22 protein-coding genes and 1 rRNA gene are annotated in these 25,222 nt (G+C 57.7%); 6 read left to right on the top strand and 17 right to left on the bottom strand.

Annotation, left to right across the window (positions count from 1 at the left end; genetic code table 11):
- The first annotated feature begins 86 nt into the window (after positions 1-86).
- Positions 87-202: ribosomal RNA gene (rrf, locus tag DQ405_RS18415) — 5S ribosomal RNA — on the top strand.
- 655 nt (positions 203-857) lie between these two features.
- On the opposite strand, the gene queD is transcribed toward rrf, so the two are convergent.
- Complete coding sequence (gene queD / locus DQ405_RS18410) at positions 858-1,214, bottom strand: 6-carboxytetrahydropterin synthase QueD (protein WP_168425529.1); 357 nt, start codon at positions 1,212-1,214, stop codon at positions 858-860.
- Positions 1,215-1,405: 191 nt separating this feature from the next.
- Between queD and DQ405_RS18405 the strand changes: the two genes are divergently transcribed.
- Both DQ405_RS18405 and DQ405_RS18400 read left to right on the top strand, forming a co-directional pair.
- Positions 1,406-2,722 (top strand): Na+/H+ antiporter family protein, encoded by a 1,317-nt coding sequence (locus DQ405_RS18405; RefSeq protein ID WP_168425528.1) that lies wholly within the window; start codon positions 1,406-1,408, stop codon positions 2,720-2,722.
- 135 nt (positions 2,723-2,857) lie between these two features.
- Positions 2,858-3,916 carry an AI-2E family transporter gene (locus DQ405_RS18400; protein WP_168425531.1) on the top strand — a complete coding sequence of 353 codons (1,059 nt, stop codon included), beginning with the start codon at positions 2,858-2,860 and terminating at the stop codon, positions 3,914-3,916.
- Positions 3,917-3,947: 31 nt separating this feature from the next.
- Here DQ405_RS18400 and DQ405_RS18395 read toward each other — a convergent pair whose 3' ends face one another.
- The 11 genes from DQ405_RS18395 to DQ405_RS18345 form a co-directional block, all read right to left on the bottom strand.
- A complete protein-coding gene (locus DQ405_RS18395) occupies positions 3,948-5,912 on the bottom strand; it encodes a PhoX family protein (RefSeq protein WP_168425530.1) in 1,965 nt (654 codons plus the stop codon).
- Between the two features lie 210 nt (positions 5,913-6,122).
- Positions 6,123-7,718 (bottom strand): isocitrate lyase, encoded by a 1,596-nt coding sequence (locus tag DQ405_RS18390; protein ID WP_168425527.1) that lies wholly within the window; start codon positions 7,716-7,718, stop codon positions 6,123-6,125.
- A 510-nt stretch (positions 7,719-8,228) separates the two neighbouring features.
- On the bottom strand, positions 8,229-9,035 hold the full coding sequence (locus tag DQ405_RS18385; protein WP_168425526.1) for a secretin N-terminal domain-containing protein: 807 nt from the start codon (positions 9,033-9,035) through the stop codon (positions 8,229-8,231).
- Positions 9,032-9,661: a DUF7931 domain-containing protein gene (locus DQ405_RS18380; RefSeq protein ID WP_168425525.1), complete on the bottom strand. Its 630-nt coding sequence runs from the start codon at positions 9,659-9,661 to the stop codon at positions 9,032-9,034. Before DQ405_RS18380 ends, DQ405_RS18385 begins: the two co-directional genes overlap by 4 nt.
- 6 nt (positions 9,662-9,667) lie before the next feature.
- On the bottom strand, positions 9,668-10,093 hold the full coding sequence (locus DQ405_RS18375) for a GNAT family N-acetyltransferase (RefSeq protein ID WP_168425524.1): 426 nt from the start codon (positions 10,091-10,093) through the stop codon (positions 9,668-9,670).
- Positions 10,086-11,252 (bottom strand): ribosomal protein uL16 3-hydroxylase, encoded by a 1,167-nt coding sequence (locus DQ405_RS18370; RefSeq protein WP_168425523.1) that lies wholly within the window; start codon positions 11,250-11,252, stop codon positions 10,086-10,088. Before DQ405_RS18370 ends, DQ405_RS18375 begins: the two co-directional genes overlap by 8 nt.
- A gap of 77 nt (positions 11,253-11,329) precedes the next feature.
- Complete coding sequence (purB, locus tag DQ405_RS18365) at positions 11,330-12,700, bottom strand: adenylosuccinate lyase (RefSeq protein WP_168425522.1); 1,371 nt, start codon at positions 12,698-12,700, stop codon at positions 11,330-11,332.
- Positions 12,701-12,812: 112 nt separating this feature from the next.
- Positions 12,813-13,436, bottom strand: coding sequence for a high frequency lysogenization protein HflD (gene hflD / locus DQ405_RS18360; protein WP_168425521.1), 624 nt, complete (start codon positions 13,434-13,436; stop codon positions 12,813-12,815).
- Positions 13,433-14,563, bottom strand: a complete 1,131-nt coding sequence (mnmA, locus tag DQ405_RS18355; RefSeq protein ID WP_168425520.1) for a tRNA 2-thiouridine(34) synthase MnmA — start codon at positions 14,561-14,563, stop codon at positions 13,433-13,435. The genes hflD and mnmA overlap by 4 nt, the downstream gene beginning before the upstream one ends.
- Before the next feature lie 66 nt (positions 14,564-14,629).
- Complete coding sequence (locus DQ405_RS18350) at positions 14,630-15,070, bottom strand: NUDIX hydrolase (RefSeq protein ID WP_168425519.1); 441 nt, start codon at positions 15,068-15,070, stop codon at positions 14,630-14,632.
- A gap of 112 nt (positions 15,071-15,182) precedes the next feature.
- The gene (locus DQ405_RS18345) at positions 15,183-17,408 is read right to left on the bottom strand and encodes an NADP-dependent isocitrate dehydrogenase (RefSeq protein ID WP_168425518.1); all 2,226 of its coding nucleotides are present in this window, start codon (positions 17,406-17,408) and stop codon (positions 15,183-15,185) included.
- Positions 17,409-17,774: 366 nt separating this feature from the next.
- Between DQ405_RS18345 and icd the strand changes: the two genes are divergently transcribed.
- Positions 17,775-19,031: an NADP-dependent isocitrate dehydrogenase gene (gene icd / locus DQ405_RS18340; RefSeq protein WP_168425517.1), complete on the top strand. Its 1,257-nt coding sequence runs from the start codon at positions 17,775-17,777 to the stop codon at positions 19,029-19,031.
- A 55-nt stretch (positions 19,032-19,086) separates the two neighbouring features.
- Here icd and cspD read toward each other — a convergent pair whose 3' ends face one another.
- Positions 19,087-19,344, bottom strand: a complete 258-nt coding sequence (cspD, locus tag DQ405_RS18335) for a cold shock domain-containing protein CspD (RefSeq protein WP_168425516.1) — start codon at positions 19,342-19,344, stop codon at positions 19,087-19,089.
- Between the two features lie 213 nt (positions 19,345-19,557).
- Between cspD and clpS the strand changes: the two genes are divergently transcribed.
- Positions 19,558-19,920: an ATP-dependent Clp protease adapter ClpS gene (gene clpS / locus DQ405_RS18330; RefSeq protein WP_168425515.1), complete on the top strand. Its 363-nt coding sequence runs from the start codon at positions 19,558-19,560 to the stop codon at positions 19,918-19,920.
- Between the two features lie 29 nt (positions 19,921-19,949).
- Positions 19,950-22,220 carry an ATP-dependent Clp protease ATP-binding subunit ClpA gene (gene clpA, locus DQ405_RS18325; RefSeq protein ID WP_168425514.1) on the top strand — a complete coding sequence of 757 codons (2,271 nt, stop codon included), beginning with the start codon at positions 19,950-19,952 and terminating at the stop codon, positions 22,218-22,220.
- A 192-nt stretch (positions 22,221-22,412) separates the two neighbouring features.
- On the opposite strand, the gene infA is transcribed toward clpA, so the two are convergent.
- The 4 genes from infA to trxB all read right to left on the bottom strand — a co-directional run bounded on the left by infA (position 22,413) and on the right by trxB (position 25,161).
- Positions 22,413-22,631 carry a translation initiation factor IF-1 gene (infA, locus tag DQ405_RS18320; protein WP_002553999.1) on the bottom strand — a complete coding sequence of 73 codons (219 nt, stop codon included), beginning with the start codon at positions 22,629-22,631 and terminating at the stop codon, positions 22,413-22,415.
- Between the two features lie 99 nt (positions 22,632-22,730).
- Positions 22,731-23,438: an arginyltransferase gene (locus DQ405_RS18315; RefSeq protein WP_168425513.1), complete on the bottom strand. Its 708-nt coding sequence runs from the start codon at positions 23,436-23,438 to the stop codon at positions 22,731-22,733.
- Positions 23,439-23,490: 52 nt separating this feature from the next.
- A complete protein-coding gene (gene aat / locus DQ405_RS18310) occupies positions 23,491-24,171 on the bottom strand; it encodes a leucyl/phenylalanyl-tRNA--protein transferase (protein ID WP_168425512.1) in 681 nt (226 codons plus the stop codon).
- Positions 24,172-24,213: 42 nt separating this feature from the next.
- Positions 24,214-25,161 (bottom strand): thioredoxin-disulfide reductase, encoded by a 948-nt coding sequence (gene trxB / locus DQ405_RS18305; RefSeq protein ID WP_168425511.1) that lies wholly within the window; start codon positions 25,159-25,161, stop codon positions 24,214-24,216.
- Positions 25,162-25,222 lie beyond the last annotated feature (61 nt).

The following is a 25,222-nucleotide window of genomic DNA, read 5'->3' as shown; positions in this document are numbered from 1 at the left end:
TCGCTCGCAAAGCGAAAGCAACACCGAAACACCATCACATACCCAATTAGGGGAAGCGACTCAACACCGACTCCCCAACCGAATTGCTTGACGACCATAGAGCGTTGGAACCACCTGATCCCATCCCGAACTCAGTAGTGAAACGACGCATCGCCGATGGTAGTGTGGGGTCTCCCCATGTGAGAGTAGGTCATCGTCAAGCTTCTACACCAAACCCCCGATCATCGAAAGATGGCCGGGGGTTTGTCTTTGCGCGAAAGAAAAGTCGATCGGCTCCTGGGGCTGGCAGCATGCCCGACCGAGCAGGGCTCAGAAAGCGGCCCAGCCATAGGTCGCCTAGCGGCGAGTTCGAATGACAATGCCAGCCTGCTACGGTGGATAGCCGTCGTCTACCCTATGAACAAGCTGTCCCAAAGCGTGGTGCTTGATCTGTACAGCAAGTTACCGACTAGTCGATCAAGTGACAGGATGGCCCGAAGAATCCTGTCGCGGAAAAGCGATTTGGCGGCGCCTGGATAACTGCCGTGGAGGCTTCTTTGGCATGCTCAGGCTAATAGCACGTATCGGATTCGCGACAAACGAGCGGGTCTGAGATAACTACCTTGAGCGGTTTCATAACCAAGGATGTGTTATCGAGGCGCTCGTCAGGATCGGAAGTTTTAGCTATCTGTAGGAAGAGCCCGGCGAGCGGATGAACATTTTAGGTTGCGGCTGTGAGAAGTGACTGAAGAGCGGCGCTGGTCTTGATGTCAAAACGTCGGAGCGCCATCGCCTTCTCAACGACGCCTCGACCATCGAACATAAAGTGTGAGTGCCAAACGACTTGGCAACTATCCAGAACTGTCTCGACAAGACAGTTAGATCCCACGGTACTCACAGCCACTTGTGCAGGTTTCGTGGATGCGTATCCGCGACAACTCCGGTAGTAGTGGCTTTAGCTTGTGCCAGATCCATTTTGCGAGGTTCTCGCTGGTCGGATTTTCCAGACCTGGCAAGTCGTTTAGATAGTTATGGTCGAGCTGATCGTAGAGCGGTTTGAAGATCTGTTTTATCTCACCGAAATCTCGAATCCAACCTGTGCGCGCGTCTACTTCGCCTTCCAGATAAATCGCGACCCGAAATGAATGACCGTGCAAACGTCCGCATTTATGGCCTTCGGGCACATGTGGCAAGCGGTGCGCTGACTCGAACGTGAATTCCTTGAATATTTCCATTGATCTGTCCAAAAAAAGAAGCGAATCGTCGCATCTTATCGTTTTGTATCTGCAAATCGCAGCTAAATAACCAGCGAAGGGAAGTCAGCGCAGAGCTTGTTTGATGTTTTGCAATAGCTCTTTGACACTCCAGCGAGCTTGAGGCAAAGTACGCGGCTTTTTACTGGCACGCGCCGCTTTGAGGAGTCAAGATGAACGCAGTAGTGGCAGCAGTTGGCATCATGCTGATCCTTAGTCTGTGTAAGGTCCATGTCGTTGTGGCGCTGATTGCCGGTGCTATCGCGGGCGGTGTGCTGGGCGGGCTGGGACTGGACGGTAGCCTCGCTGCGTTCAATAAAGGACTTGGTGGAGGCGCGACGGTTGCGCTGTCCTACGCGCTGCTTGGTGCGTTTGCAGTAGCGATCGGGAAGAGTGGGCTGGCTCACGCATTGGCTGATCGCGCACTGGCTATGGTCGGCAAGCGTGAGTCCCAGGCTGGCGGATCGGTCAAGTGGATGATGGTCGGCCTGCTGCTTGCGGTCGCCGTGTCATCGCAGAATATTCTTCCGATTCACATCGCCTTCATTCCCCTACTAGTCCCGCCACTGTTGTATGTACTGAGCAAGCTACAGATCGACCGACGACTGATTGCATGCGTATTGGCGTTTGGTTTGGTCACGCCATATATGTTTCTACCCGTTGGCTTCGGAAGCATCTTCCTGAAGGAGATCCTGCTCGCAAACGTTGCCAAGAGCGGAGCTGACATCGGCGGAATCAATGTGAGCCAGGCCATGCTGATACCGGCACTTGGAATGACGGCAGGCCTGCTGATAGCCATGTTCACCTATCGTAAGCCGCGCGCTTATGATCTGGCCAAAGTCGATCAATCGCAAACAACTGGTGCCAGCTACAGTCCGCTCACGCTGTTGGTAGCAGCTCTGGCTGTAGCTGCAGCGTTCATTGTCCAGCTCTGGTTGGACTCGATGATTATCGGGGCGCTGATAGGTTTCGTTATCTTCTCCGTCTCTGGAGTGGTGCGCTGGAAAGAGGCGGATGACCTATTCACCGAAGGCATGAAGATGATGGCGATGATCGGCTTCATCATGATCGCCGCCGCTGGGTTTGCGGAAGTGATGCGCGAGACTGGCGAGGTGAAAACGCTTGTTGACGCGTCTGCGGAATGGATCGGCAACAGCAAGGCCATCGGAGCCTTGATGATGTTGCTGGTGGGGCTATTAGTCACGATCGGCATCGGGTCGTCATTTTCAACGGTTCCGATCATCGCGGCAATTTTTGTCCCGCTCGGGCTTGAGCTCGGTTTTAGTCCATTGGCGATCGTCAGTCTGGTGGGGACGGCCGGCGCACTGGGTGACGCGGGCTCACCTGCTTCCGATTCGACATTGGGCCCAACAGCCGGATTGAACGCGGATGGCCAGCACAACCACATCTGGGACACCGTCGTGCCGACTTTTCTGCATTACAACCTGCCGCTCCTGGCATTTGGCTGGATTGCAGCCATGACCCTGTAATGATGGGTTAGCCCTTAACCCTCTCAGATTATGCGCCGTTGCGAAGACGGCGCCTCCACCACTGCCTATCGCTCGATTCAGCACTCCTTACGGCAATCGCTGACTAATAGATACAGCCGCAGCGATAGGATGCAGATAGTGAACGCCACCCTTGAGCAGAAAGTGTTTCTTGCTCTGTTACTCGTCGTAAGCATTGCATTCGGCTGGATACTGTTCCCGTATTACGGTGCGGTATTCTGGGCCGTCATTCTGGCCATCATCTTCGCGCCGCTGCAAAGCCGCCTCTCGCCTCATTTAGGTAACAGACGAAATCTGACTGCGCTGGTTACCTTACTGGTGTGTCTCGTTGTTGCGGTACTGCCGGTTATTCTGATTACAGGTCTGCTCGTTCAGGAGGGATCTTCGCTTTACAAACAGATTGAGAGCGGTGAGCTCGATATAGATAGTTTCGTCGGCGACGCTAGAGAATTGTTGCCCGCGTCGTTTCAGCTACAACTGCAGCGGTTTGGTCTTGGTGACGTCGATCAGATACGCGAACGCCTTGCAAGTGGCGCGCTAGAAGGCAGTCAGTTTCTTGCGACCAAAGCATTCAGTTTTGGTCAGGGAACCTTTCAGTTTCTCGTCAGCTTTTTCGTGATGCTGTATCTACTGTTCTTTCTTATTCGAGATGGACGGGAACTGGTGGTGCTGATCAGGCGAGCGCTGCCATTGAGCGACAATCAGAAACGCCGGCTGTTCAGCAAATTCACTCGAGTGGTCAGAGCGACCGTAAAAGGCAATATCGTGGTGGCGGCCACCCAAGGAGTTCTCGGCGGAGTGATCTTTGCCATTCTGGGCATTCCGGCGGCATTGCTCTGGGGTGTACTTATGGCGTTCTTGTCTCTGCTCCCAGCGATCGGCGCAGGGCTTATATGGACGCCAGTAGCGATCTATTTCTTGATGAACGGGATGATCATCCAGAGCGTGATCCTTACGCTTTATGGAATCCTGGTGATTGGCCTGGTTGATAACATCCTGAGGCCAGTTCTCGTGGGCAAGGACACTAAAATGCCCGATTACCTGGTATTAATCTCGACGTTGGGCGGGCTCGCACTATTCGGCCTGAACGGTTTCGTGATCGGCCCTCTTATCGCTGCGCTATTCATGTCTAGTTGGGGACTGTTTACCACAGCCGAAGGAAAATCGTCGGTCTAGTGCGCCCGGCTGTGCCGGACGCACCATCAGGCTAAAGCACTCGTCCGCCATCGTCACGGCTGATGATTACCGTCGCCGAGCGTGGGCGGCGACCCGGACCATCGGGCCATACGCTCGTGTAGTCAGTAGACGTTGAGCCTTCGCCAGGATGTTGAATATTGACGAATAGGGTGCGGAAGTCGGGGGTCGCGGTAATACCGGTTACTTCGGCCCCCTTCGGTCCAACGAGGAATCGCTTGGTTTCGCCTGATCTCGGGTCAGACACCAGCATCTGATTGTTGCCGAAGGGGCCGGTGCTCAGCTGGCTTCCGCTCATGTCTGTCTGGATCCAGAGCCGCCCGTCATTGTCGAACCAGAGTCCGTCCGGGCTTGCCAGAATGTTGTCTTCGTTCAGCGGCCCTCCACGTGGATCGCGGCTATCACTTTGTGGCCCGGCGAGCAGGTAAAGGTCCCACTTGAACTGCGTGCCAACGTGGTTTCGTCCGGCTTCGCGCCAACGAATGATGTGCCCGTAGCGGTTCGGTGCGCGAGGGTTTGCCGCCTCCGCATCCTCTCGAGCGCTATTGTTCGTCAGCGTGAAATACACCTCGCCCGTGTCGGGATGCACGGCGCCCCATTCCGGGCGATCCATTTTAGTCGCCCCGACGACATCGGCAGCGAGGCGAGTATTGATCATCACATCGCCTTGGTCAGCAAATACGACGTTGGCCGCGGCGCACGCCTGCTGAAATCCCGCATCGTCAAAGTCCAGTGGTAGCCAGTCTCCGCTGCCGTCCGGATTGAAACGAGCGACATACAACGTGCCCTCATCGAGGAGGCGGCTATCGCTGCGCAGAGGGCGGTACCTGTCGCGGCTGACGTACTTATAGATGTATTCGTTCTGCGAGTCGTCGCCGGAATAGCATACGACTGGCCAGCCAGGTTTGGCCGGCGCAAACACCAGCCCCTCGTGAGCAAAACGACCCAGAGCAGTATGCTTCACAGGTGTCGAGTCGGGATCGAACGGATCGATTTCGACGATCCAGCCAAAGGTGTTGGGCTCGTTGCGATAGTCGGCTCGGGGGTCCTCGGCGGAAACCGTAGCATCGAAACGCTGGAATTCATCGCCCTGAATTGTCTCCCAACCGTAGCGGCTCGTAGAGCGTAGTCCGTAGCGCTGCAAGTGGCGCGGGAGTTCGGTGTCTCGGCTCGCGAAATAGCCAGCCCAGTTTTCCTCGCAGGTCAGGTAAGTCCCCCAAGGGGTATAGCCGTTCGCGCAGTTATTCAACGTACCCCGAGTGGAGGTTCCGCTTGGGCTATAGCGGGTCTTCATCAGCTCATGGCCGCGTGCTGGGCCTTCGATCCGCATAGGGGTTGCGCCAGTGATGCGTCTGTTACGAGCCGACGGCAGCACTGCCCATTCGCCACGGGCGTTGCGGCGGATCTCCACGACCGATACACCATGAGCGTTGATCTCCTTCCGGACTTCATCGGCGTCGACGCGTTTGCCGTTAACCACAGAGGGGCCATTTCGGTGAAGTAAAGGCGCATCTATATACTCATGATTCAGCGCGAGCAGTCCATGATCGCTCTTGCGTCCCTTGAACTTTGCATCCATGGGGAAAAAATGCATGCCGTCATGGTGCATGCCAGTCTGCTGCGCTTGCTGTTCCGCTGTGTTGCTGGCGTCTTCCAGATAACCCGGGTAGCTTCCGCAAATAGGCGTACCCCAGGGAATGAAGACTTTCGCGGAATAGCCAGATGGGACCGTGACAGTATCGGCTCTGGTTATGCCCACCGCACCGAATGGGAGGCGGGTGCGTCGCTGGAAAGACAATCCACCGCCAGTGCCGGTAGGCTCGGCTGCCCCGGCAATCGCAGGGATACCGCCTAGAAAGGCAAGCGCGCCAATAGCTGCGCCGCCGGTCAGCACCTTGCGTCGCCCTAAACTGACGAGATCTTGAATATGAGGGTTGGCTGAACGGTTGCTGGGCAGCTCATCGCCATTGCCGAACATTGTTTTGTGGGTATCGTCAGTCACGACGCAGCTCCATTGGTTAATCGACGGAACTGTGACGCTAGGTGGGGCATGCGACAGCTTAATGACAGTCGCGTGGGCGGCGACAAGCGGTCCGTTTGACCGTTTGCCAACAAAACGAAACCCCGGCGATGCCGAGGTTTCGTTCACATTACCGACCCGGACCGCAAGCCGGGTTTGAATCCATTATTAGTGGAACTGGTTCATGGTGTTGTCTTTGCCGCTTGCCTTCAGAGCAGCTTCGCCAGCGAAGTACTCCTTGTGGTTGTCGCCGATGTCGGAGCCAGCCATGTTCTGGTGCTTGACGCAGGCAATGCCCTGACGCAGCTCCTGGCGTTGTACCCCTTTGACGTATGCAAGCATGCCTTCTTCTGCGAAGTAACCCTTAGCCAGGTTGTCGGTGGACAGCGCGGCGGTGTGGTAAGTCGGTAGAGTGATCAGGTGGTGGAAGATGCCTGCATGAGCGGAGCCGTCCTTCTGGAAGGTACGGATCTTCTCGTCGGCAACCTGAGCAAGCTCGGTCTCGTCGTATTCGACGCTCATCAGCTTGGCGCGGTCATAGGCCGAAACGTCCTTGCCTTCAGCAACGAACGCATCGAACACCTGCTGACGGAAGTTCAGGGTCCAGTTGAAGGACGGGCTGTTGTTGTAGACCAGCTTGGCGTTCGGGATAACCTTGCGGATTTCGTCAACCATGGCAGCGATCTGACCAACGTGCGGCTTCTCGGTTTCGATCCACAGCAGATCGGCACCGTTCTGCAGCGAAGTGACGCAGTCCAGTACGCAGCGAGCTTCGCCAGTGCCTTTGCGGAACTGGAAGAGGTTGCTTGGCAGGCGCTTCGGACGCAGCAGTTTGCCTTCGCGTTTGATCACGACGTCGCCGTTGCCGAGTTCGGCTTCGGTGATTTCTTCGCAATCCAGGAAGGAGTTGTACTGGTCGCCCAGGTCGCCTGGCTCTTTGGTTACGGCGATCTGCTTGGTCAGGCCGGCACCCAGGGAGTCGGTACGCGCAACGATTACGCCGTTGTCGATGCCCAGCTCCAGGAACGCGTAGCGAACGGCAGCGATCTTGGCGAGAAAGTCGGCGTGAGGAACGGTCACTTTACCGTCCTGGTGACCGCACTGCTTCTCGTCGGAGACCTGGTTCTCGATCTGGATGCAGCAAGCGCCTGCTTCGATCATGCGCTTTGCCAGCAGGTAGGTGGCTTCCGGGTTACCGAAGCCGGCGTCGATGTCGGCGATGATCGGGACGATGTGAGTTTCGTAGTTGTCGATCTGGTTCTGGATTTCAGCAGCCTTGGCGGTGTCGCCAGCTTCACGAGCGGCATCCAGGGCGGTGAACAGCAGGTCCAGTTCGCGGGAGTCGGCCTGACGCAGGAAGGTGTAGAGCTCTTCGATCAGATCGGAAACGGCAGTCTTTTCGTGCATCGACTGGTCGGGCAGCGGGCCGAACTCGGAACGCAGAGCAGCAACCATCCAGCCGGACAGGTAGAGGTAGCGCTTGTTGGTGGTCTTCAGGTGCTTTTTGATGGAGATTAGCTTCTGCTGACCGATGAAACCGTGCCAGCAACCCAGCGACTGAGTATAGACGGAGGAGTCGGCGTCATACTCAGCCATGTCCTTGCGCATGATGTCGGCGGTGTACTGGGCAATTTCCAGACCGGTCTTGAAACGGTTCTGAGCACGCATGCGAGCGACGGATTCAGGGTTGATAGCGCTCCAGCTGCTTCCAGCTACTTCTTTCAGAGCGGCAACGGCCTTGATGTCGTTTTGATAAGCGGACATGGTCAATCCTTCAAAAAAATTCGTGTTTGGTTGAGCACCGACTTTTCCCACCGAAACCTACGTGCTAGCGCTGATCATGCGGACAACACGCGGCAGAGCGTCGAAATACCGACCGGGACGAGGACTGAACCAAGGAGAGGAGGGGTGTGCAGTTACGATCGCGAAAGACGTCGGCTGGCTGCGGAATGATCGTGGCATTCCGGCGCGCAGTGGCAGAGGCCGTTGCGTGACTCAGCAGTACTGATGTCTCGAGCTGATGCGTTAATCGCTTCCCCGTCCCTCAGGACGACTCGTTCCAGTCGCAACCTCGTCAGTCCGCCTTGTGGGCAGTACAGTCACGGAACGCCTCTGCTGGTTGGCTGAGTGCGGTCCGGAGACCCTTGCCAGGGCCCCTGGTTAGCGGGAGCGGGGCCATAATGCGCTGACGAAAAACGTTCGTCAAACGTTTTGTAGTGCTTTTTTGAGGTCACTACATAATTCGCGGGATTGTGGCAGGACGGCCGAACTATTCTAATTCAGCGTGTCTACTTTCAGTCGTAGCGAAAGGTCTTGGCGTCCCTGCGTGGAATAGCGCCGCAGGCTCCCGCTCTGATTGGAAGTGGCGCTCTCGTCGATTCCGCCGAGGGAAATCCATTCTCCGAGTCGTCCGCTGACGCGGGTATCGGTCTCCTGAATGTCGATGGTGTCTGGGCGGGAAGAGCTCATGCGATCCTGGCGGCTGCTGATGGTTACCTGTACGCGATCCCCGTGCACCGTCGCCGTGGCATAGAATCCGCGGGTGACGTCGCGAAATTGGGTCTGCTGATAAATCTGGCCGTAGCTATCGGTGCCGCTGGTGGTGATCGGCACGCTCTGACCCACCTGAATGAGCGCCGGATACCCCTCGGTTGCCTGAACCTGCTGAACGCCACTGCCCTGGCTGGTCGTGCTGCGCCGGATGATACGCACCTGATCACGGCCGTTCTTCTCGCCACGTCCCGTCTGGACCTCGACATCGCCGACGCCGATCGAACCGTCGACGCGGTGACCGCTCTCGTCGCCCGCTGCCGAGTTTTGCGTATCGATGCTGATGAGCAACCTTCGGGGTTCGTTATCCAGCTGCGACAGCACATTACGCAGCTCGCTAATCACCGAGGAGGGCGCGTTGACGATCAGCTGATTGCCGTAGGCGTTCACCTTGCCCTGATCGCCGACAACGGATTGTGCGACCGGCAGAACGTCTTCGGCCAGGCGGAAGTTCAGCGGGATCACTTCGGTCGCAGCTTGAAGCGATAGGCTGGCCAGCAGCGAAAGGGCGGCGAGAAAGCAGCGAGTCATAGCAGAAAGCTCCCCAGGTCGGGATCGGACAGGCTGTGATCCCAGGCCGTGTCGAATTGTCGTTGAAGCTGGCGCGCACGTCCGGGGTCCCGATAAAGCGCATAGCCAATGAACTGATCCGGCTCAGGGCGAACCAGCAGGCCGCAGCCATCCGCCACAAGAAAGGCGCAGGTTTGCGCGGGATAATCCGGGTGAAGCTTGCGAATATGCATGTTACTGCTCAAACGGCGTGCCAGGTTGAGCAAGCGGTGACCCTGTTTGACGGCTCGAGAAGAATCCTTGAGCAGGACGCGCAGTTGGTTGCGCGGGTGCGTCAGGAGAAAGCGCACACAAGCCTGCTGAATGCTGCTGTGGTTGTACAGCAAGGGCTCGAAGTCAGGGCTGTAAAGCGTCAGAGTGCGCTGCGCCTGGCCGAGCAGAGCGAGTGCATGCCGGCGAGCATCATCGGGAGATTCGAATCGCTGGATCGTTGTTACAGTCCCAAGCACAAAGGGGGCGGGCTGCCACTGATCCGGTTGATCCGCTGACGCAGGCGGGTTGTGGACTATGAAGCGACCCGGCGATTGGAACTCGATCGCCGCCAGCTCAGGTGCGATGTTCGAACGATCCGGGTCGTCGGCGTTCATGCGAGATCAGCCGCTCTTGCGAAGCATGTCGACATGGGGTAAGCCTGCTTCGAGGAATTCATCACTGATCACCTCGAAACCAAGTCGTTCGTAGAACGCGGTGGCATGGACCTGCGCGGTGAGTCGCTGTTCGCTGAGGCCGCGACGCTCGGCCTCCTTGATCACAGCTTGCATCAAGGCGCCTCCGACGTTCATACCGCGCCAATCGCGAAGGACCGAAACACGTCCGATGTGACCGTCGCTGAGCAATCGCGCGGTACCGATTGGATAACCGCTTTCCAGTGCCAGAAAGTGGACCGCCTCTGCATCGTCCGCATCCCACTCCAGTTCAGGCGGTACCGACTGCTCTGCAATGAACACGGTCTCACGGATCCGGCGTAGTTCGGCGTTGTCCTGCTGCCAGTCGGCGATGCGAACCTCTATCTCACTCATCAGCAAACTCCAGACTTCCCTGTTTGACTAATTGCCACACCAGATTACGCCCATCCTCGTCGCTCAGCCAGGCAGCGAGGTTTTCTTTATGCAGCGCATCCGCCGAGCAGATCAGCTTCAGCAGATCCCGCAAGTGGCTCGGAAGCAGTCGGCTCTGACCACTGGCGAACAGCAGCAAGCCGATGTCCACTTCGCTCCAGGCCAGTCGGGCGCTCAGATTTCGCACCAGTATGGCGCCATCATTCAGCGTGGCGAGCAACTCCTGCTCTTCGATTTCGGGTCCTTGTACGCGCTCGGGGTAGCGAGGCTCAGTCATGAACTGACCAAACCAGGTGAGTAACAGACGCTCATCACCCATATGCTCGGCGAGCATGGCTCGCAGCCGCTCCAGCGCATCGTTTTGAATCTGGTGCGGGTCTTCGACCGGGACCAGGTCGGCATCGCTGTAACGCTCTTCCTCGGGCAGGAACTGCGCTAGAAAGTCTGTGAAGTGAGTCAGCACTTCTGCTGCGCTGGGTGCTCGGAAGCCCAGCGAGTAGGTCATGCAAGCATCTTCGGCTGTACCGAAATGCGCGAGGCGCGGCGGTAGATAGAGCATGTCGCCGGGCTCGAGGACCCATTCATCCGTGCCTTGGAAGTCCGCGAGGATACGTAAGTCGGCGTGTTGAAGTACCGGGCTGTCGCCGTCGCACATCTGTCCGACGCGCCAGCGGCGCTGGCCATGGGCCTGCAACAGGAATACATCGTAATTGTCGAAGTGAGGGCCGACACCGCCACCCGGCGCCGCGAAGCTGATCATCACATCATCGATTCGCCAGTTGGGTAAAAAGCGAAAGTGTTCGATGAGCTCAGCGACTTCCGGAACCAGCTGGTCAACCGCCTGGACCAGCAAGGTCCAATCGCGCTCTGGCAGGCTCTGGTAAGTATCTTCGCTGAACGGCCCGCGACGTAACTCCCAGGGGGTTTCACCATGCTCAATGACCAGGCGCGACTCGACTTCCTCTTCCAGTGAAAGGCCGGCCAGTTCGTCCGGGGACACCGGGCTTTCGAACGAAGGGATTGCCTGGCGGATCAGAAGCGGCTTTTTTTGCCAGTAATCGCGCAGGAACTCGCGCGAGCTGATGCCGCCGAGAATTTGCAAAGGGATATCGGAAGTCATGCCAGGTACCTTGCTCTGTTACAGAGCTGCAAATAAAAACGCCCGGCACAGCCGGGCGTGCAAAAAGAAGAGGGCGTTCAGATCCGCGCGGCTTGGGCCGCGGCATTGCCGATGTAGCTGGCCGGGGTGAGCTTGCGTAGCTCTGCCTTGGCTTCGGCCGGTATTTCGAGGCCATCGATGAATGCCTGTAGGGCCTCGGGGCTGATGCCCTTGCCCCGGGTGAGCTCCTTGAGCTTCTCGTAGGGGTTCTCGATGGCGTAGCGGCGCATGACGGTCTGAATCGGCTCGGCCAGCACTTCCCAGCAGGCGTCGAGGTCCTCGGCTATGCGCGCTTCGTTGAGCTCCAGCTTGCCGATGCCCTTGAGGCTCGCCTCGTAGGCAATGACGCTGTGTGCAAAGCCGACGCCGAGGTTACGCAGCACGGTCGAGTCGGTCAGGTCACGTTGCCAGCGGGAGATCGGCAACTTGCTCGCCAGGTGCTGCAGCAGCGCGTTGGCAATGCCCAGATTGCCTTCGGAGTTTTCGAAGTCGATCGGGTTGACCTTGTGCGGCATGGTCGAAGAGCCGATCTCGCCAGCGACGGTACGCTGCTTGAAATAGCCCAGCGAAATGTAGCCCCAGATGTCGCGATCGAAATCGATAAGAATCGTGTTGAAGCGTGCGACGGCGTCGAATAGCTCTGCGATGTAATCGTGAGGCTCGATCTGCGTCGTGTAGGGGTTCCACGACAGACCCAGGTCACCCTCAATGAATTCGCGCGCGTTGGCTTCCCAGTCGACGTTCGGATAGGCAGACAGGTGGGCGTTGTAGTTGCCGACCGCGCCGTTGATCTTGCCCAGCAGGGGGACGGCGGCGATCTGTGCGATCTGACGCTCGAGGCGGTAGACCACGTTGGCCAGTTCTTTGCCGAGTGTAGTGGGCGAGGCGGGCTGGCCATGCGTGCGCGACAGCATCGGAACGTCGGCATGGGTTACCGCCAGTGCGCGGATGGCCTCCGCGAGTTGGCGCATCAGCGGCAACAGTACGTCGTCGCGCCCCTCTCGCAGCATCAGCGCGTGGGAGAGGTTGTTGATGTCTTCGCTGGTGCAGGCGAAGTGGATGAACTCGTTGACTTTGGCCAGTTCGGGAAGCTGTTTGGCTTGCTCCTTCAGCAGGTACTCCACCGCTTTCACATCGTGGTTGGTGGTGCGCTCGAATTCCTTGACGCGCTCGGCGTGCTCGACCTGGAAGTTTTCGGCCAGCTGGTCGAGCAGGGCGTTGGCCTCGTCGGAGAAGGGGGCGACTTCCGGTACGCCGGCATGTGCTGCCAGGCGCTGCAACCAGCGAACTTCAACTTGAACGCGGCAGCGAATCAGACCGAACTCGCTGAAAATTGGACGCAGAGCGCTGGTTTTGCCGGCGTAGCGGCCATCGACAGGGGAAACCGCGGTAAGCGAGGAAAGCTGCATAGAGGGCGTTCTCGGACAGTCGGGCAACGAAAAGAGGGCGCAGATTATACATGAAAGCAGAGGGATGACTTCCGCCTTGGCTAGAACGGTTGTCGTATAGCCTCGTCCTGGCTTATTCCGAGCGGAGCATGGGGTAAAGCGCGTCTAGCATTTTGCGACGGCTGAAAACCATCTGCCAACGATGACCGCCCAGCTGACGCCAGAGTCGCGCGGAGCGAATTCCAGCTAAGAGAAGCGCGCGAATCTTGGCAGCATTGTCGGTCTGTTGAAGGTGGCGCATGTCGCCTTGCACCTGGATGCGTTGGCGAAAGGTGCTCAGGGTGTCCTGATACAGGCCGCCAAAGGAGGCGATTACGTTTTCATGGGTCAGCCCGAAATGGTCTGCTTGTTGCTGTATCTGGTCCAGCCGAGTGCCGATCACCTGCAACAGGTCGCTGCGTTTATCCAGCTGGCGCTCCAGTCCTATCATGGCCAGTGCGTAGCGCAGCGGCTCGCGCTGCAGGCTGCTGGTGTCGCGCTCAAGTGCGCCAACCAGGGCTCGATAGCCGTCGCGCAGGTTCAGGTCGTCGCCGCCGTATATCTCCAATGCAGGCTTGTCCTCGCGCACCAGCAGGCTGCCCAGGATGCTGGCGAGCGCAGCATTTGGGACCTGTCCGGTCCGAGCGATTCGGTCGACCAGCGTCGCGGCTTCGAATACCGCGCCGAGCGCTACCAGTTGTTCCCGCATCGGCGTCATGGGCGAACTCCGGCGAACCAGGGTTCCGCCGTCTCGATGACGCCGCCTCCGAGGCAGACATCGCCATCGTAAAACACCACGGATTGCCCCGGAGTGACGGCGCGTTGAGGTTCGTCGAATACAGCGCGATACCCCTTGGCGGTCCGCTCCACCGTGCAGGTCTGATCACTCTGACGATAGCGAACCTTGGCGGTGAGCCGTAAAGGTTCGGGCAGTTCGATCGGGTTGACCCAATAGATCTCCGAAGTGAGCAAGGCGCGGGAGAACAACCAGGGGTGATCGTTGCCTTGCCCGACGACCAGCACGTTGCGCTCCAGGTCCTTGCTCAGTACGTACCAGGGCTCGTCACTCGCATCCTTGAGCCCGCCGATGCCCAGTCCCTGGCGCTGGCCGATGGTGTGGTACATGAGGCCGTGGTGGCGACCGATGACTTCACCGTCGATCGTTTCGATGTCACCCGGTTGGGCAGGCAGATATTGCTTGAGAAAATCGCTGAAACGGCGCTCACCAATGAAGCAAATACCGGTGGAATCCTTCTTCTTCGCCGTCGCGAGGCCGTGCTTTTCGGCAAGTGCCCGGACGGCGGGCTTTTCCAGCTCTCCCACCGGAAACAGCGTCTTGCTCAGCTGATCACCGCCAACCGCGTGAAGGAAGTAGCTCTGATCCTTGTTCGGGTCGAGCCCCTTGAGCAACTCGCTGTGTCCGTCAATATCACGACGGCGCACGTAGTGCCCGGTCGCGATCATGTCCGCGCCAAGCGTAAGCGCATAGTCAAGGAACGCTTTGAACTTGATCTCGCGGTTACAGAGGATGTCCGGGTTCGGTGTCCGCCCGGCCTTGTACTCGGCAAGAAAGTGCTCGAACACGTTGTCCCAGTATTCGGCGGCAAAATTTGCGGTGTGCAGTTTTATACCGATCCGGTCGCAGACGGCCTGAGCATCGGCCAGATCTTCCCGCGCGGTGCAGTATTCGGTGCCGTCGTCTTCTTCCCAGTTCTTCATGAACAGGCCTTCGACCTGGTATCCCTGTTCGAGCAGAAGCAGGGCGGAAACCGAAGAGTCGACGCCGCCGGACATGCCGACGATGACGCGCAGGTTTTCAGGAGCAGCGGAGGTTGAATCAGACATAGAAACTCAGGGCTGACTGCAAAGGGCGAATTCTAACAGGCTGACCCAGTCAGCGGTTAAGGCGGATCAGTCGCGGACGACGGCGAGGCCGTAGGTTGGCCCGGCGAGGTAGTCATCAATGCAGCGCAGGATCAGCTCACTGCGCCAGCGTTCAGGCTGGGCCGCCAGTTCATCGCGCGTCATCCAGCGAGTGCCGACAATGCCCGTGTCGAGCTGTCGTTGCGGGTCGTGGCGAACAGCGTTGGCTGCGAAGCAGATGCGTTGATAGGTCACGCCATTGCTCGGGGCGGTATAGAGATAGATCCCTACTACGCCGCTTAGCTCGACGTCCCATCCTGTTTCTTCGAGCGTTTCGCGCAGAGCCGCCTGGCGGAGCGTCTCGCCGGATTCGAGATGGCCTGCGGGTTGATTCAATACCAGCCGGCCCCCTTTTGATTCTTCGACCATAAGGAAGCGGCCATCTGTTTCGACGATCGTAGCGACTGTGATATGGGGATGCCAGGTCATGTATGGGGTTGTCCTGTTAGGTTGGCGGTAGCGATCCGCCTGAATTGAAACGGAAAACCCCGGCGCCAGGCCGGGGTTTTCGTTACAGCAGCGCCACTCGGCGCCGAACGACTCAGGCCAGCGAGGCGAGCGCGCTGTTGAAGGTCGCGCTAGGACGCATGACCTGGCTGGTCAGTTCCGCGTTGGAGCGGTAGTAACCGCCGATCTCCACCGGCTTGCCTTGGACCTCGGCAAGCTCAGCGATGATGGCCTGCTCGTTGTCGCTCAACTGTTTGGCCAGTGGCGCAAAGTAGGCCTGCAGTTCCAGGTCTTCGGTCTGTGCTGCCAGTTCCTGCGCCCAGTACAGCGCCAGATAGAAGTGGCTGCCGCGGTTATCCAGCTCGCCGGTACGACGTGACGGAGACTTGTTATTGTCGAGCAGTTTGCCGGTGGCCGCATCCAGCGTTTTGCCAAGCAGCTTGGCTTTGATGTTCTCTGTCTTGATCCCGGTTTCTTCCAGCGATACCGCCAGCGCCAGGAACTCACCGAGCGAATCCCAGCGCAGATGGTTTTCTTCAATAAGCTGCTGTACGTGCTTGGGTGCTGAGCCACCGGCACCGGTTTCGTACATGCCACCGCCGGCCATCAGCGGAACGACCGAGAGCATTTTCGCCGACGTACCCAGTTCCATGATCGGGAACAGGTCAGTCAGGTAGTCGCGCAGCACGTTGCCGGTCACCGAAATGGTGTCCTGGCCGCGAATCAGACGTTCCATGCTGACACGGATCGCTTCGTTGTAGCCCATCATGCGGATATCCAGACCAGTCAGGTCGTGCTCCTGCAGGTAGGCTTCGACCTTCTTCTGAAGCTCACGATCGTGGGCGCGCTCGGGGTCAAGCCAGAAAATGGCCGGGGTGTCCGATTGGCGAGCGCGTGTAACGGCCAGCTTGACCCAGTCACGAATCGGAGCGTCCTTGGTCTGACAGGCACGCCAGATGTCGCCTTTCTCCACTTCGTGCTGCATCAATACGGTGCCGTCGGCGAGTACGACACGCATGGTGCCGTCGGCAGTCATTTCGAAGGTCTTGTCGTGAGAACCGTATTCCTCTGCCTTCTGCGCCATCAGGCCGACGTTCGGCACGCTACCCATGGTGGTCGGGTCGAAGGCACCATTAGTTTTGCAGAAGTTGATCATCTCTTGGTAGATGCGGGCGTAGGTGCTTTCCGGCATTACGGCCTTGGTGTCCTTGAGCTTGCCGTCCTTGCCCCACATCTGACCGGAACTGCGGATCATCGCCGGCATGGAGGCATCGACAATCACATCGCTTGGAATGTGCAGGTTGGTGATGCCCTTGACCGAATCAACCATGGCCATTTCCGGGCGACCGGCATAGCACGCATGGATGTCATGAAGGATCTCTTCCTGCTGCGAATCCGGCAGGGACTTGATCTTGTCGTAAACGCTACTGAGGCCATTGTTCGGGTTGACGCCCAGTTCCTTGAACAGCTCGCCATACTTGTCGAAAACGTCCTTGTAATAGACGCTCACGGCGTGGCCGAAGACGATCGGGTGAGAGATTTTCATCATCGTAGCTTTCACGTGCAGGGACCACATCACGCCGGTCTCCTTGCAATCCTGCAGCGTCTCTTCGAAGAACGCGCGGAGCTTATTGCAGCTCATGAACATGCCGTCGAGCACTTCGCCTTGCTGCAGGGGGATCTGCTTCTTGAGTTCGACTTGTCCGTCTTTGCCGACAAATTCGATGCGCACGTCTCCAGCGTTTTCCATGGTGATGGATTGCTCGCTGGAGAAGAAGTCGCCGCCACGCATGTAGTCAGCATGGGACTGCGAAGCCTTGCTCCATTTGCCCATGGAGTGCGGATGCTTACGAGCAAAAGCTTTTACTGCTGCGGGTGCGCGGCGGTCGGAGTTGCCTTCGCGCAGAACTGGGTTCACGGCGCTGCCGAGTACCTTGCTGTAACGCGCGCGCGCTTCCTTTTCCGCATCGGTCTGCGGGTCTTCTGGGTAGTTGGGGATGTTGTAACCGAGGGCTTGTAGCTCGGCAATGGCGGCCTTGAGCTGAGGAACCGAGGCGCTGATGTTCGGAAGCTTAATGATGTTCGCGTCGGGCTGAACGGTCAGCTCTGCGAGCTTGGCCAGATCATCGTCAACTGCCTTCCCGGCATCCAGTTGATCGGCAAAGCTTGCAAGAATGCGCCCTGCAAGAGAGATGTCACGTGTTTCGACGGCGATATCAGCGGAGGCGGCAAAGGCTTCTACAATAGGCAGAAGCGAATAAGTAGCCAGCGCTGGGGCTTCGTCGGTGAAGGTGTAGATAATCTTCGAGCGGGTGGACATGTAGAGTTGACTCTCTCTTGCTGGGCGTGCACAGAACCCCGAGGTGCGCAGGTAGGCGCTCTGGCTGCGTTTGGTGAGCCAGTCTCGAGATCCGCCGCGATGATGTTGGATACAGCACCACTAGAGTGTTGAGCGTTTTTCCGCCTGGCTGCGGTTGGCATCCTGGCGGGTCAGGAGCAAGGTCTCGTTGGAAACCGATTGGCCCCTCATGACTCGTTAGTCACCTAAGCAGTATATCACCGCGGCCCGTTGTCAAAGAATGCCCAGACCATAAGACGAACGCACATATGGTTTCGGCTGAATCAACTGGGTTACTCTTCGGAGATGACCGCTGTTTAATGTTTAACCATAGAAACGGAGTCCAGCATGGGATACCAAAAGATCCAGGTGCCTGCCAACGGTGACAAAATTACCGTCAATGCCGATAACACCCTGACCGTTCCCAGCAATCCGATCATCCCTTACATTGAGGGCGATGGGATTGGGGTTGATATCAGTCCGGTTATGATCAAGGTTGTCGATGCGGCAGTTGAAAAAGCCTACGGTGGTCAGCGCAAGATCTCCTGGATGGAAATCTACGCGGGAGAGAAGGCGACCCAGGTCTACGACCAGGACACCTGGCTACCAAAGGAAACCCTGGAGGCCGTGCGTGACTATGTTGTTTCCATCAAAGGCCCTCTGACCACGCCAGTTGGTGGCGGCATCCGCTCGCTGAACGTTGCATTGCGCCAAGAGCTCGATCTCTACGTCTGTCAGCGTCCGGTTCGCTGGTTCACTGGCGTGCCCAGCCCCGTGAAGAAGCCTGCCGATGTCGACATGGTGATCTTCCGTGAAAACTCGGAAGACATTTATGCCGGTGTCGAGTGGAAGGCCGGTTCCCCGGAGGCGGAGAAAGTCATCAAGTTTCTCACCGAAGAGATGGGTGTCAAAAAGATCCGCTTCACGGAAAACTGCGGCATAGGTATCAAGCCGGTTTCGCTGGAAGGTACCAAGCGTCTGGTTCGCAAGGCGCTGCAATACGCGGTGGATAACGATCGCAGCTCGGTGACGCTGGTGCACAAGGGCAACATCATGAAATTCACCGAAGGCGCCTTCAAAGAGTGGGGCTATGAGGTGGCGCGTGACGAGTTCGGTGCGCAGCTGCTCGATGGCGGTCCTTGGATGCAATTCAAGAATCCGGTGACCGGCAAGAATATTGTCGTCAAAGACACCATCGCCGACGCTATGCTGCAGCAAATTCTGTTACGTCCGGCCGAGTATGACGTGATCGCTACGCTCAACCTCAACGGTGATTACCTGTCCGATGCGCTGGCTGCCGAAGTGGGCGGCATCGGTATTGCTCCGGGTGCCAACCTGTCTGACACCGTGGCCATGTTCGAAGCGACCCACGGCACCGCGCCGAAGTACGCCGGTCAGGATAAGGTCAACCCGGGTTCGTTGATCCTCTCGGCCGAGATGATGCTGCGCCACATGGGTTGGGTAGAAGCGGCCGATCTGATCATCAAGTCGACCGAGAGCGCTATCGCAGCGAAGACGGTGACCTATGACTTCGAGCGTTTGCTGGACGGTGCGACGTTGCTGTCTTGCTCGGAATTCGGCGACGCTATGATCTCCCACATGTAGCGTGCGGGAGCAACACAAAAAGGCCGATCGATGATCGGCCTTTTTGCTGCCTGAATCAGGCGTCTACGGTCGAATCTTGTGAGGCCGGCGCCACTACTTCCGCAGTGGTCTGCAGCGACCGAATATTGGTTGCGTGCAAGCCCTTGGGACCTTGCAGAATGTCGAACATGACCGCTTGCCCAGCTTTCAGAGTTCTATACCCTTCCATCTGAATGGCAGAGTAGTGGGCGAACAGGTCCTCATCGCCGCCGTCTGCTACGATGAATCCATAGCCTTTGGCGTTGTTGAACCACTTGACCTTACCGCTTAGCATGCTGTTATCCCTCTGCAAAGGAGTCCATCACTGGAGTAACATCCATTTCATTCCGCGCTGATGCAGCTCATGGCCCACACGCGCAGCCCGTTGCCGTTGTGGCACATACTGTTTGTATCATCGTTTTGCCGATAGTCAAGGCGACTCGTCAGGTGGCTGTGAAGCCTTTCCACTTACCCGGCCTCGGCGCCCCGATCTAGAACCGTTATACCCATGCGTGCATCCCCAGAGATTCGACTAATATTCAATCAGGACCGTCCCAAGCCATTGGATGACGACTCGTCCGGCTTGGCCGTCGAAGAAGCCAAACCGCAACTGAAGGCACCACCGATGTTCAAAGTTGTCATGTTTAATGATGACTACACGCCAATGGATTTCGTCGTAGAGGTGCTCGAAGGAATTTTCAATCACAATCGGGAGCTTGCCACGAAGATCATGCTGGCGGTTCATACCGAAGGGCGGGCCGTCTGTGGTGTCTACACGCGGGACGTCGCTGAAACCAAAGCGATGCAGGTCAATCAATATGCAAGGGAATGCCAGCATCCGTTGCTTTGTGAGATCGAGAAGGACGGTTAACCCCGACTGCTGGGTAAGAGGTGAAAGATATGTTGAACCGTGAACTCGAAGTCACTCTGAATCTGGCGTTCAAGGAGGCTCGTACCAAGCGTCATGAATTCATGACGGTCGAGCACCTCCTGTTAGCCTTGCTGGACAACGAAGCAGCCGCAACGGTTTTGCGTGCTTGTGGGGCCAGCCTCGATAAACTGCGACATGACCTACAGGAGTTCATCGACTCCACCACGCCTCTGATTCCCCAACATGACGAAGAGCGCGAGACTCAGCCAACCTTGGGTTTCCAGCGCGTGCTTCAGCGTGCTGTTTTCCATGTCCAAAGCTCTGGCAAGCGCGAAGTCACTGGCGCGAACGTGCTGGTGGCAATCTTCAGCGAACAGGAAAGCCAGGCGGTCTTTCTGCTCAAGCAGCAGAATGTTGCCCGAATCGACGTCGTTAATTATATCGCCCATGGGATCTCCAAGGTGCCGGGTAGTAACGGCAATCCTGAAAGCGATTCGGAAATGCAGGACGAGGAGGGTGGTGAGTCGGCCGCTTCCGGTAATCCGCTCGATGCTTATGCGAGCAATCTCAATGACCTGGCTCGTCAGGGGCGTATAGACCCGCTGGTCGGGCGTGAGCACGAAGTTGAGCGAGTCGCCCAGATTCTGGCGCGGCGTCGCAAGAACAACCCGTTATTGGTTGGTGAGGCTGGAGTTGGTAAAACCGCAATTGCCGAAGGGCTGGCCAAGCGCATCGTCGACAATCAAGTGCCGGATCTGCTCGCGGACAGCGTCGTCTATTCTTTAGACCTCGGGGCCCTGCTGGCTGGCACAAAGTATCGGGGCGATTTCGAGAAGCGCTTCAAGGCGTTGCTGAACGAGCTTCGCAAGCGTCCCCAGGCGGTCCTGTTCATCGATGAAATCCACACGATTATCGGTGCTGGCGCAGCCTCGGGCGGCGTGATGGACGCTTCCAATTTGCTCAAACCTCTGCTGTCGTCTGGAGAGATTCGTTGCATCGGATCGACGACCTTCCAGGAGTTCCGCGGGATTTTCGAGAAAGATCGGGCGCTGGCTCGTCGCTTCCAGAAGGTCGACGTTTCCGAGCCGTCGGTCGAGGACACCATCGGCATACTGCGCGGTCTCAAAGGGCGCTTCGAGCAGCATCACAGCATCGAGTACAGTGATGAGTCACTCCGTGCGGCTGCGGAGCTGGCTTCTCGCTACATCAATGACCGGCACATGCCGGACAAGGCGATCGACGTAATTGACGAGGCGGGCGCTTATCAGCGCTTGCAGCCGGAAGATAAGCGCGTCGCTCGAATCGATGTTGAGCAGGTCGAAGATATCGTCGCCAAGATCGCGCGAATCCCGCCCAAGCATGTCAGTACCTCCGACAAGGAGCTGTTGCGCAACCTCCAGCGTGACTTGAAGCTGACCGTTTTCGGTCAGGACGATGCGATCGATTCGCTGGCTACTGCCATCAAGTTGTCTCGTGCCGGGCTGAAGGCGCCAGACAAGCCTGTAGGCTCCTTCCTCTTTGCAGGCCCCACGGGCGTCGGTAAGACGGAAGCTGCGCGGCAGTTGGCGAGGGCGCTGGGTATCGAGCTGGTGAGGTTCGACATGTCCGAGTACATGGAGCGGCACACCGTGTCACGGCTGATCGGTGCGCCACCGGGCTATGTCGGTTTCGATCAGGGTGGCCTACTGACAGAGGCGATTACCAAACAGCCACATTGCGTGCTTCTGCTCGATGAAATCGAAAAGGCGCATCCGGAAGTCTTCAATCTGCTGTTGCAAGTGATGGATCACGGGACGCTGACCGATAACAACGGCCGCAAGGCGGATTTCCGCAACGTTATTCTGATTATGACCACCAATGCGGGTGCTGAGACCGCAGCACGTGCGTCGATTGGCTTCACTCATCAGGATCACGCCTCGGATGCGATGGAGGTGATCAAGAAGAGCTTCACGCCGGAGTTCAGAAATCGTCTGGATACCATTATTCAGTTTGGTCGCCTGAGCCACGAAGTCATCAAGAGCATCGTCGACAAGTTCCTCATCGAGTTGCAGACGCAGCTTGAAGACAAGCATGTCACGCTCGAAGTGTCGGATGCGGCGCGCGGTTGGCTGGCTGAGCGCGGCTATGATGCCCAGATGGGCGCGCGGCCAATGGCTCGTTTGATTCAGGAAAAGATCAAGCGACCGCTGGCCGAGGAAATTCTCTTCGGTGAGCTGGCCGAACATGGCGGTGTGGTACACGTTGATATTCGAGACGGCGAACCGTTCTTTGACTTTGAAACGTCAGCCGAGTTGGCTTAACGCATACTGCGCAGAAACAGAAACGCCCGGCATTGCCGGGCGTTTTCTTTGATAGCTGTGTGAGCAGCAGTACCGGCGCAAATCCTGGCGAATCTGCCCGTACTCAAGGGATAAGCAGAGTTCGGTTGCTTCGGTTTCTGCGAGCACAAACAAAAAGCCCGGTCATTACCGGGCATTTTTTCTCGCGTCCTGTTAGCGGGCGCGGTAAGTGATGCGACCTTTGCTCAAGTCGTAAGGAGTCAGTTCCACACGAACCTTGTCACCGGTAAGAATCCGGATATAGTTCTTGCGCATCTTTCCGGAGATATGCGCAGTAACGACGTGCCCATTTTCCAACTCCACGCGAAACATGGTGTTAGGCAGGGTGTCGACGACAGTACCTTCCATTTCGAAGCTGTCTTCTTTCGACATTCAGTAAAGCCCTCGGTGTCCAATGATTGACCCGGCGCGAAGAATGCGCGGGTAAAAGCGGCAAGTATTGTGCCTGAAAGGGTTCCGAGAGCCAAGGGCTCAGCTCAGAGTAATCCAGCGCTGGTTGACCAGTAGTTCGATAGGACGGTATTCGGTCTTGTAGTTCATCTTGCGGCAGTTCTTGATCCAATAGCCCAAGTAGATTGCCTTCAGTCCAAGCCGTGCCGCCTCGCCCACCTGCCAGAGAATGGCGAAGCGGCCGAGGCTGCGGCGCTCCTCGTTGGGGTCGTAGAACGTATAAACCGCTGACAGGCCATTCGGTAGCACATCGGTCACCGCGAGAGCGAGCAGGCGACCTTCCAGGCGGAATTCGTAAAAGCGGGAGAAGGGCAGGTCGCGGACCAGGAAGGTATGGAACTGATCCCGGCTCGGTGGGTACATGTCACCGTCCGCGTGGCGCTGTTCGATATAGCTGGCGTAGAGCGAATAGTACTCTTCGGTAAAGGAAGGTCGAACATCGGTGACGGTCAGGTCGGCGTTGCGCTTGAGGATGCGTTTTTGCTGACGATTGAGCTGTAGCCCTTCGGCTGGTATCCGCGCGGGGATGCAGGCGGTGCAGCGCTGGCAATGCGGGCGATAGAGGTGATCACCGCTGCGGCGGAACCCCATTTCGGACAGTTCAGCGTACACCTGTACATCCATCGGCTGGCTGGGGTCGAGGAAGAGCGTGGTGGCCTGTTCGTCGGGCAGGTAACTGCACGCATGAGGCTGGGTGGCGTAGAACTTGAGACGAGCCAGTGAAGTCATGGTCAGCTCTCATAAATCTTGAAGTCAGTGTAGGTCAGCTTGGCTTCGTCGACTAGGGCTCCCATCGGGCTGAACTGGGTTCGTCCAGATATTTGGCGAGCGTCTCGGCAAAGGCCTGGCGGGCTATGGCTCGCGCGCCGAAACTGGCCAGGTGTTGCGTCGGCATCTGGCAGTCAATCATTTTGAATCCCCAGTCTCGGAGACGTTCCACTAATGTCACGAATCCAGCCTTGGACGCATCGGTCGTATGACTGAACATCGATTCGCCGAAGAATAGTCGACCCATGGCGAGGCCATAGAGGCCGCCGACCAGCTGTTGGTCCTGCCAGACTTCAACCGAGTGCGCGACGCCAAGCTGATGCAGCTTCACATAGGCATTCTGCATCGGTGTGGTGATCCAGGTCCCGTCGGTATAGCTGCGAGGGCCGGCGCAGCCTTCGATTACGTCTCGAAAGGAACGATCAAAAGTGATGTTAAAAGTGCCTTGCCGCAACTTCTTGCGCAGACTGCGCGAGACATGCAGTTCCTCGGGGTAAAGCACCGTGCGCGGGTCGGGTGACCACCAGAGCACCGGTTGCCCGTCCTGATACCAAGGGAAGCAGCCATGCCGATAGGCTGCTAGCAAGCGTTCGGGCGACAAGTCGCCTCCCGCAGCGAGCAATCCGTTGGGCTCGTGCATGGCCTTCTCTAACGGAGGAAATGACAGATCGTCGCGCTGCAGCCAGGTGAGCATATTGATAGTCACGAAAGGGCGGGGAGCCCGCCCCAGGGTGGGTTACTGATCCAGGTACTTTTCGGCATCGAGTGCGGCCATGCAGCCGGCACCTGCTGAGGTAATGGCCTGACGGTACACATGATCGGCCACATCGCCTGCCGCGAAAACGCCCGGAATCGTCGTGCAGGTAGCATCGCCTTCGCTGCCGCCTTTGATCTTGAGGTAGCCGTCTTTCATATCAAGCTGACCCTGGAATAGATCGGTGTTGGGCTTGTGGCCGATGGCGATGAACACACCCGACAGTTCGAGCTTTTGTTCTTCACCCGACAAGGTGCTTTTCAAGCGCACGCCGGTGACGCCGCTGGCGTCGCCCAGCACTTCTTCCATCGTGTGGTTCCAGTGCAGGCGAATATTTCCGTTGGTCGCCTTTTCCATAATCTTGTCCTGCAGAATCTTCTCGGAGCGCAGCTTGTCGCGACGATGGATCAGGTGCACTTCCTTGGCGATGTTTGACAGGTAAAGAGCTTCCTCGACGGCCGTATTGCCGCCGCCGATCACTGCCACGACCTGATTGCGGTAGAAGAAACCGTCGCAGGTAGCACACGCTGAAACGCCGCGCCCGGCAAATGCCTCTTCCGATGGCAGGCCGAGGTACTGAGCTGAGGCGCCGGTGGCGATGATCAGCGCATCGCAGCTGTAGGTGGCGCTGTCGCCCTTGAGGATGAACGGACGCTGCTGCAGTTCGGCGGTGTGGATATGGTCGAAGACCACTTCGGTATCGAAGCGCTCTGCATGCTTCTGCATCCGCTCCATCAATGCCGGACCGGTAAGGCCTTCGACATCGCCCGGCCAGTTGTCCACTTCGGTGGTGGTAGTGAGTTGGCCGCCAGGCTGGATGCCAGTGATCATGACCGGCTTCAGGTTGGCACGGGCGGCATATACCGCGGCGGTATAACCGGCCGGGCCCGAGCCGAGGATGATCAGACGTGAATGCTTGACTTCATTCATAAAAAGCCCTCATAAGCCTTTGTTGCAATTAGAGAAGCGTGCTCCAGTCGAGCCGCGCTGA

The sequence above is a fragment of the Pseudomonas sp. SST3 genome (genome assembly GCF_003325755.1).
Note: the sequence above shows the minus strand (reverse complement) of the source record. Positions and strands in the feature narration are given on the sequence as shown.